The sequence below is a fragment of the Acinetobacter sp. BIGb0102 genome, assembly GCF_003815055.1.
GTDB classification, from domain to species: Bacteria; Pseudomonadota; Gammaproteobacteria; order Pseudomonadales; family Moraxellaceae; genus Acinetobacter; species Acinetobacter vivianii.
In genome coordinates, this window is the sequence record NZ_RKQE01000004.1 from 70,143 (window position 1) to 77,728 (window position 7,586).

The window sequence follows — 7,586 nt, forward strand, 5'->3', positions numbered from 1 at the left end:
TTCTCCTAACGATCTTTAACTTTGCTAAGTATAAGCGCAACAACAGCACAGAAAATCACACTGCCCCAGCCAAATAAGCCTTGTAAGCTCATGCTATAACTATCGTAACCATTTTTCACCAGATTAAACACCGTCATACTTAAGGTGGTTAATAAGATCAAAGAGGTAATCACAGTTAAAGTAAATGCCCAGCCTTTACCCAATTGAATGGTTGAAATGCGGTTAATATGATCACGCAATTCAAGCAAGGCAGAACGTTTAAACCAGGTAATACAAAGTATCGAAACAAGTGCACCACCGACGATACCAATGTTATTGATGAAGTGATCAACAATATCAACCAGTTTAATCGCATTCACGCTTGAGAATAAGGTCACTGAAACCAGCGCACTACCACCACCGATAATGCTCACCGCTTTGGTACGGCTCCATTTCAACTTGTCTTGCATCGCTGCAATCGGTACTTCCAGAATACTCACCATTGAAGAAATACCCGCAACGAAGAGTGATGAGAAGAATAATAAGCCGAATAAGTCAGCACCTGCGCCTAAGCTTGAAATGATTTTTGGGAACGCAATAAATGCCAGACCGATACCACCGCTCACGACATCTTGTACTTCTTTACCTGCCACATGTGCCATAAAGCCTAATGCAGCAAAGATACCAATACCTGCCAAGATTTCAGTTGATGCATTGGCAAAGCCAACGATCAGACCAGAACCCGTTAAGTTGGTTTTTGGTTTGAGATAAGAGGCATAGGTCACCATGATCCCGAAACCAACAGACAGCGAAAAGAAAGTATGACCATAAGCCGCTAACCACACTTTATAGTCCATCATCGCTGCCCAGTTCGGGGTAAAGAATGCATTTAAGCCTTCAGCCGCACCTGGTAAACGTAATGCTTGAATTACAAGAACCGTAAATAATACAAATAATAGCGGCATGAAAATCTTATTCGATAATTCAACGCCCTTTTTAACACCGCCGTACAGAATGATTAAAGTGAGCGCCCAGATTCCAACAATTGGCCAGAATAGATGACTCACAAAATTAATATCAAAGCCTGTTGCTTTCGAGGTCTGCAAATACGTATTGAAGAAGAAACTTTCAGGATCACTGCCCCATGCCTGACCAATTGAGAAGTACACATAACTTCCCGCCCATGTCAGTACGCTGGCATAGTACAAACCAATGATGATGCACACACAGACTTGCCACCAACCTAGCGTCTCGCCACCTTTGAATAACGCACGATACGCTTTTGGTGGAGAGTTACGCGCACGATGACCTGTGGCATAGTCTAAAAAGAGAAGTGGTAAACCAGCGGTAATCAACGCCAGTAAATAAGGGATAAGAAACGCTCCGCCGCCATTTTCATAAGCGACATACGGGAACCGCCAGATATTACCTAAACCTACAGCTGAACCAACAGCTGCAATAATAAAACCAGATCGTGATGTCCAGTTTTCACGAGAATCTGCCATAAAACACCTAAATTTGTCCTGCTGACCTTCCATGCTGCTTTCAGTTTTTTATTATCCAACAGACATGAAAATGCCATAAAAAATCTTGTTTTGTTTGGATGAAACTTCAACCTTGTGAGCTTCTTATTTTCAAGACCAAACAAACAAAAAACCAAACCATCTTCCTTAAAGATTGGGCATTGTTTTTCTGCTTTTAATAGCCGAACAATACCTGTTTTTATTTATTTTTACTGTAAATTCTGCAAGAAAATATCAGCTTTTCAGAACAATTGATTATTTTTCAACTGCCTGTAAATTTGACCTTGCAGTCAATCTATAAAAATCAAGTACATAAAACAGGCAAGCCAAATCCTCACCACGCTTTTCCTCCTCTATTGTTTAATTGCCAAAAGTCTTTGTTCTTGCATATCACGGATAGCTGAATGGATGCCTTCGCGACCTAAACCAGAATCTTTTACGCCCCCATAAGGCATATTATCGACGCGGAAAGTTGGGACATCATTAATGATGACACCGCCCACATCCAGATGATCCCACGCATACAGCATTTTATTGAGATTTTGCGTATAAACGCCTGCCTGCAAACCGAAGCGGCTTTGATTAATGGTCGCGATTCCCTGCTCAAATTCCTTAAATTTTTCTAAAATGGCCACTGGGCCAAAAGCTTCATCTTTATAAATTTCCAGCTTGGCATCGACATTTTCCAGTAACACAGGTTCAAACAAAACGCCTTGTAAACTGCCACCGAGTAGGACTTTCGCCCCTTTCTTCTCAGCCTTATCAATCCATTTTTTTAAGCGTAATGCTTCTGCTTCTTTAATCATTGGACCAACCAATGTGGTACTTAAAGCTGGATCATCGGCCTTAATTTTTTTCAGTTTGGCAACGAGTTTCTTTTTCAGCTCAGCATAAATATCTGCATGTACTAAAATCCGTTGTACACTGATACAGACCTGCCCTGCATGCCCATAAGCAGCACTTATCAAGCGATCAATCAAGGCATCATCAATGCTTGTATCCGCATCAATCAGGACTGCTGCATTACCACCGAGTTCCAGCGTGACTTTCTTACGACCTGCCCGCGCCTTCATATCCCAACCGACCTGATCTGAACCCGTAAAGCTGAGTAATTTAAAACGATCATCAGTCACTAAAATATCCGCTGCCTCACGATTACAAGGCAATATTGACCAAGAACCTTTCGGCAAATCTGTTTCAGCCAAGACGGCCGCAATCTTTAAGGCACTGATCGGGGTAAAACTGGCAGGCTTCAACACAAAAGGACAGCCCGCTGCAATCGCAGGTGCAATCTTATGTGCCACCAGATTGAGAGGAAAATTAAATGGACTAATTAAAGAAACCGCACCAATCGGTACATGCTTCACCATGCCACGAAAATGCACGGCAGCGGGTGTGACCGCCAAAGGGATTAATTGCCCATCATCGAGCTGCGTCACCGCATCTGCGGCCAATTGAAAAGTATTAATTAAACGTTCTACTTCAGCACTTGCTGCACTACGTGGCTTGCCACCTTCTGCAATCAAAATCTCGGTCAGCTCATCCCGCAGCTCATTAAAACGCTTTACACAATGCAGTAAGATTTTTTGTTTTTGGAACGGTTTTAAGGCTGCCATATCAGCTTCTGCCTTCACCGAAGCCGATATCGCTTTTTCAAGCACTTTAGCATCGGCCAATGCGACTCGTGCATAAACGGTATTATTATACTTATCATGGACTTCAAGCCATTGACCTGTTGTAACGGCTTTCCCAGCCACATAAAGCGGATAATCCACCACACTTTGTTTATCCGTCATTATTATTTATTCCTTTATAAAAATTTAAAATTAGACTACTGCATATTTACCAAGATCACTATATGATTCGCCCATTCATAGGTGAATTCACAACAATTCATTACTGTTTTCGATATTAATTAGGATAATGCAATGAAATTATTAAAAATATCAATGCTTGCTTTAGGAACGAGCATTTGCGGCCTGGCGCAAGCCGATGTTATTGGTGTTAAAGGCGACCTCAGCTACTGGAACTACAATGGCGAAGCCAATATGGCCGACCAAAGCGCTGCGCCTGATCAGGATCTTAAACGTAAAGGTTCAGCTCAAGTATCCCTTGCTGTTGAGCATCCAATTCCATTGATTCCCAATGCAAAAATCCGTTATGTAAATTTAAAAACAGAAACTGATCATAAAGTTGCAGGTCAACCTGTTTACGACCTCAACATCGATCATACCGATTTCATTTTATACTATGAAATTTTAGATACGATTGTAAATGCTGATGTCGGTTTAGGTGCAACGAACTTAAATGGTGATGTCAAAACCCTCAACATCAGCAAAACAGATATCGATAAAACTGTACCTGTGATCTATGGATCGGCGGGGGTAAAACTGCCATTTACAGGCTTGAGTGCGAAAGCAGAACTCTTATATAGCAACTTTAATGATGCCAAAATCACGGATGCTCAAGCAGAATTACAATACAACTTTATCGACAATCTACTGGTGGATGTTGGTCTGAAAGCAGGCTACCGTATTTTGGATATCAAGCTAGATGACTATGAAAAAAATGACCTTAAATTTAACTTTAAAGGTCCTTATATTGGCTTAGATGTACATTTCTAACAGACCGTCTACTGCATAAAAAAGCCCTGAATCTTTCAGGGCTTTTCATTTATAGCTTGATTGGAAACATCAAAAGCAGCAGTACAATTGTCACTGAACCAATAAAAATATTCATTGGCAAACCCACTTTTATAAAATCACTAAAACGATAATTGCCTGGACCGAGTACCATTAGATTGGTTTGATAGCCCAATGGTGTTGCAAAGCTTGCAGACGCACCCATCATAATGGCAAATACAAACGGAATCGGATTCAGGTCAGCTTGTGCAGTGATTTCCAATACCACAGGTAAGGTCAGCAATGCCGCCGCATTATTGGTGATCACTTCTGTCAGTAGAGAAACAAAGCAATAAGTTAAAATTAATAATAAGATCGCTTCGCCCGCACTAAAATGTACAATAAATTGTGCCAACATCTCAGCTACGCCCGTTTTTTCCAACGCGGCCCCTAAAGCAAAAGAAGCGGCAATAGTTAAGATAACGGTCAGATCCAGACTTTTCTCTGCCTGTTTCACAGTTAAACAACGTGTGAATAACATCGCTCCTGCTGCCAATAATGCTGCATTTAGCATGCTTAACACACCAAAGCCTGCTGCAAAAACTGCTGCAAGCAAGATTCCCCATGATAACAATGCCTTATCGTGTTGAGGTGGTTCATGGTCTAACTCATTGACCAATAAAAAATCTTTATTATATTTTTGACGGGTAACAAAAGCTGGTCGTGCTTCTAACAATAACGTATCACCGGCCTGCAATTTAATATTTCCCAAACCACCTTTTAAACGTTCCCCATTCCTCGCCACAGCCAATACCACAGCCCCATAACGGTTACGAAACTTAGAATCACGAATCGCACTTCCAATTGCTTCACAATGCGGAGACACAACCGCTTCAACCAGTCGACGACCTGCATGTTCTTCTTCCAATGCAGACTTTTCATCAATTGTTGCGGGTGCAACCAACCCATGAATCTTTAGAAGTTCGGTGATGGCTTCAGTATCCCCAGCAAACACCAAACGATCATTGCCAAATAAAATCTCGTCCGAAGACACAGCTGTTAAAATCGTTTGCTGACGTTCGATCTCAACCAGATAAACCCGCTTTAAATTTCGAAGACCTGCTGCTGCAACCGATTGACCAACCAATGGGCCATTCGGACTGACCACAACTTCCAGCGTAAATTCTCGCAGATTGGAAAAAACGTTTTGTTCCTGATGATTTGGCAATAATTTGGGTGCAAACCAATACATGACAAACATCCCAATAATGGCAACTGGGAGGCCAATAATCGTAATATCAAATATGCCAAAGCCTGCTTCGCCCGTGAGTGCCTGATACTGACCATTCACCACCAAATTGGTACTTGTCCCAATTAATGTAATTGTTCCACCAAGAATAGCGGTATAACTCAGAGGAATCATCAGTTTAGAAGGTGCAATTCCAATCTTCTTCGACCAGCTATTCAAGGCTGGAATCATGGTTGCAACCACAGGTGTATTATTCAAAAAAGCACTAAGTGGAGCGATAGGTAAGAAAATTCTCAGCAGTGCCATACGCTCAGATTTTGGTGTACCCAATAACTTGTTTACAAACAGATCAATTCCTCCTGAATTTGAAATACCTGCTGCAACCACAAACATGGCTGAGACGGTAATCAATCCAGAATTACTAAAACCTGCCAATGCTTCTTGAGCAGTCAACACGCCAAAAACACTTAATATTGTCAAAATTGCCAGCATCACAATATGTGGAGCAATCTTTGAAAAAATGAGTGTAAGTAGTCCTCCTAGCGTCAATGCTAGGGATAACCATCCCTCCCAACCCATAAAGCAATCTTTCCACAAGTCTATAATTTTGTGGATTTTATATAGATAAAGCTGATATACAAATGCGTTTTACTGCTAACCTTAGCTAAAATTATGATAATAAAATGCGTCTATATTCTTTTATATAGAAATTAAAGGTTCTGCTTTCCCATCCAATGTAAGCTAAAACGCACACAGATCGCAGCCATTGGCGAATATCCCGAACTCAACTTTTCGTCTATTATACAAATCATAGAGAGACAGGAAGTCTCATTGAGAATAATAAAACACACAGGAAGTGGTCGTTAATAGGATATCAACGACATAAGCTGAATATGAAGAAGCCCCGTCAGGATGATGGGGCTTCTTTTTATCTATCATTTTTAGCCGTGATTTAAAGACTTTTTAGGTAGGCAACCACTTCACTATGCTCCGCCATTTCTGCAAGCTGTAGCGCTGTATATTCGCTCTTATACTCCACATTCACACCTTTACTCACTAATAGCTTGACTACCGCTAGATGATTATTCTCGGCAGCCGCCTGTAACGCGCTATAGCCTTCATCATCGGTTTGGTTTGGATCTATCCCCTCTACCAATAGTTGCTCGACTTGTTCCACATCACCAAGGGATGCCCAATACACCAGCTCAGGCAGATGTAGTTCTTCATCATCTTCAGGCAGTGGAGAGAAAGAGTTGAGTTTCATAATTTAATTATCCAGTTTTTGAGATTCTAAAACTAATTTCTCAAGCTTCAACTTTGTAATACGTTGGTTATAACTATAAAAGTCATCTTGAGATTCTGCACCAGAGAGCTTTTTGTCCGATTGATTAGTTAGCCAATCTTGAAACTCCGCGATTTCATGGAATATGCTAATGATTCCACTATATCTGTTTTCGCTATTTTGATAATGCTCTAAGTCTGGATATCCATCAAAAAAGTGAGTATAAAAAATATTCTGCCCATCAAAGTAAAATCCAGTTCCACAATATTCTTTATGATAATTACTAATTTGCGTATGCTTTATTAGGTACTGTACAACGTTAAACGCTAAAGCTTCTCCAAATTTCTGCTCACTATTCACTTTCTTCCACCAAATATGATGTCACTTGCATACTAATTTAAGATAGTAACTATATCCGATTTATTTTTTGTTATTTAAGGCATTCTATCATTTCATCAAATACATTTTGTCCCATAGTTGTTCGCACAAGGTCATTTAAATCACCTATTAGAAAGCCAGACTAAATCATACTTGTGGAACCAGAAGACATTGCATATCGACCACTAGCAAACCCCACCTTTTGATCTGACGTAATAAAAGCTATATAAAGCTCTTCTCCTGAATTATCGAGAACCCATTTGCGAATTGTTCTAGGTGCTTGATATTGTTGCTTAGGTTTTTCTAACCACTTCCATATTAAAAAACCTAAATAGACAATTCCAATAGCTGATAAAAGTGTATGGAAAATCATCTCAGTCCTAATATCATCTCTTATTTGCATTTAATCAGGATAAAAATAGCACGATTCTTTAAATATTGACTTATATTTTCGTCCATGCAATAAAAAACACCCCTAACCGTCAGGTTAGGGGTGTTTAGATTTAAAAGCTGGCGATGACTTACTCTCACATGGCAAGTGCCACACTACCATC

6 protein-coding genes and 1 pseudogene are annotated in these 7,586 nt (G+C 40.4%); 1 reads left to right on the plus strand and 6 read right to left on the minus strand.

What is annotated here, in order from left to right; all coding sequences use genetic code 11:
- Nucleotides 1–5 precede the first annotated feature (5 nt).
- Together EC846_RS02235 and EC846_RS02240 are read right to left on the minus strand one after the other, a co-directional pair.
- Nucleotides 6–1,484 carry a sodium-dependent transporter gene (locus EC846_RS02235; protein ID WP_123773987.1) on the minus strand — a complete coding sequence of 493 codons (1,479 nt, stop codon included), beginning with the start codon at nucleotides 1,482–1,484 and terminating at the stop codon, nucleotides 6–8.
- 371 nt (nucleotides 1,485–1,855) lie between these two features.
- Nucleotides 1,856–3,298 carry an aldehyde dehydrogenase family protein gene (locus tag EC846_RS02240; RefSeq protein WP_123773989.1) on the minus strand — a complete coding sequence of 481 codons (1,443 nt, stop codon included), beginning with the start codon at nucleotides 3,296–3,298 and terminating at the stop codon, nucleotides 1,856–1,858.
- Between the two features lie 132 nt (nucleotides 3,299–3,430).
- Here EC846_RS02240 and EC846_RS02245 point away from each other — a divergent pair, with 132 nt between their 5' ends.
- Nucleotides 3,431–4,126 (plus strand): TIGR04219 family outer membrane beta-barrel protein, encoded by a 696-nt coding sequence (locus EC846_RS02245; protein ID WP_005260323.1) that lies wholly within the window; start codon nucleotides 3,431–3,433, stop codon nucleotides 4,124–4,126.
- 49 nt (nucleotides 4,127–4,175) lie between these two features.
- Here EC846_RS02245 and EC846_RS02250 read toward each other — a convergent pair whose 3' ends face one another.
- The 4 genes and pseudogenes from EC846_RS02250 to EC846_RS02265 all read right to left on the minus strand — a co-directional run bounded on the left by EC846_RS02250 (nucleotide 4,176) and on the right by EC846_RS02265 (nucleotide 7,405).
- Nucleotides 4,176–5,951, minus strand: a complete 1,776-nt coding sequence (locus tag EC846_RS02250) for an SLC13 family permease (RefSeq protein WP_123773991.1) — start codon at nucleotides 5,949–5,951, stop codon at nucleotides 4,176–4,178.
- A gap of 373 nt (nucleotides 5,952–6,324) precedes the next feature.
- Nucleotides 6,325–6,636: an ankyrin repeat domain-containing protein gene (locus EC846_RS02255; protein ID WP_123773993.1), complete on the minus strand. Its 312-nt coding sequence runs from the start codon at nucleotides 6,634–6,636 to the stop codon at nucleotides 6,325–6,327.
- 3 nt (nucleotides 6,637–6,639) lie between these two features.
- The gene (locus tag EC846_RS02260) at nucleotides 6,640–7,014 is read right to left on the minus strand and encodes a hypothetical protein (protein ID WP_123773994.1); all 375 of its coding nucleotides are present in this window, start codon (nucleotides 7,012–7,014) and stop codon (nucleotides 6,640–6,642) included.
- 70 nt (nucleotides 7,015–7,084) lie between these two features.
- Nucleotides 7,085–7,405, minus strand: a pseudogene (locus tag EC846_RS02265) (hypothetical protein).
- Between the last annotated feature and the right edge of the window lie 181 nt (nucleotides 7,406–7,586).

Excerpts from the sequence above, each read along its gene's own strand:
- EC846_RS02235 (WP_123773987.1), bottom strand. The coding sequence starts at position 1,484 with ATGGCAGATTCTCGTGAAAACTGGACATCACGATCTGGTTTTATTATT.
- EC846_RS02240 (WP_123773989.1), bottom strand. The coding sequence starts at position 3,298 with ATGACGGATAAACAAAGTGTGGTGGATTATCCGCTTTATGTGGCTGGG.
- EC846_RS02245 (WP_005260323.1), top strand. The coding sequence starts at position 3,431 with ATGAAATTATTAAAAATATCAATGCTTGCTTTAGGAACGAGCATTTGC.
- EC846_RS02250 (WP_123773991.1), bottom strand. The coding sequence starts at position 5,951 with ATGGGTTGGGAGGGATGGTTATCCCTAGCATTGACGCTAGGAGGACTA.
- EC846_RS02255 (WP_123773993.1), bottom strand. The coding sequence starts at position 6,636 with ATGAAACTCAACTCTTTCTCTCCACTGCCTGAAGATGATGAAGAACTA.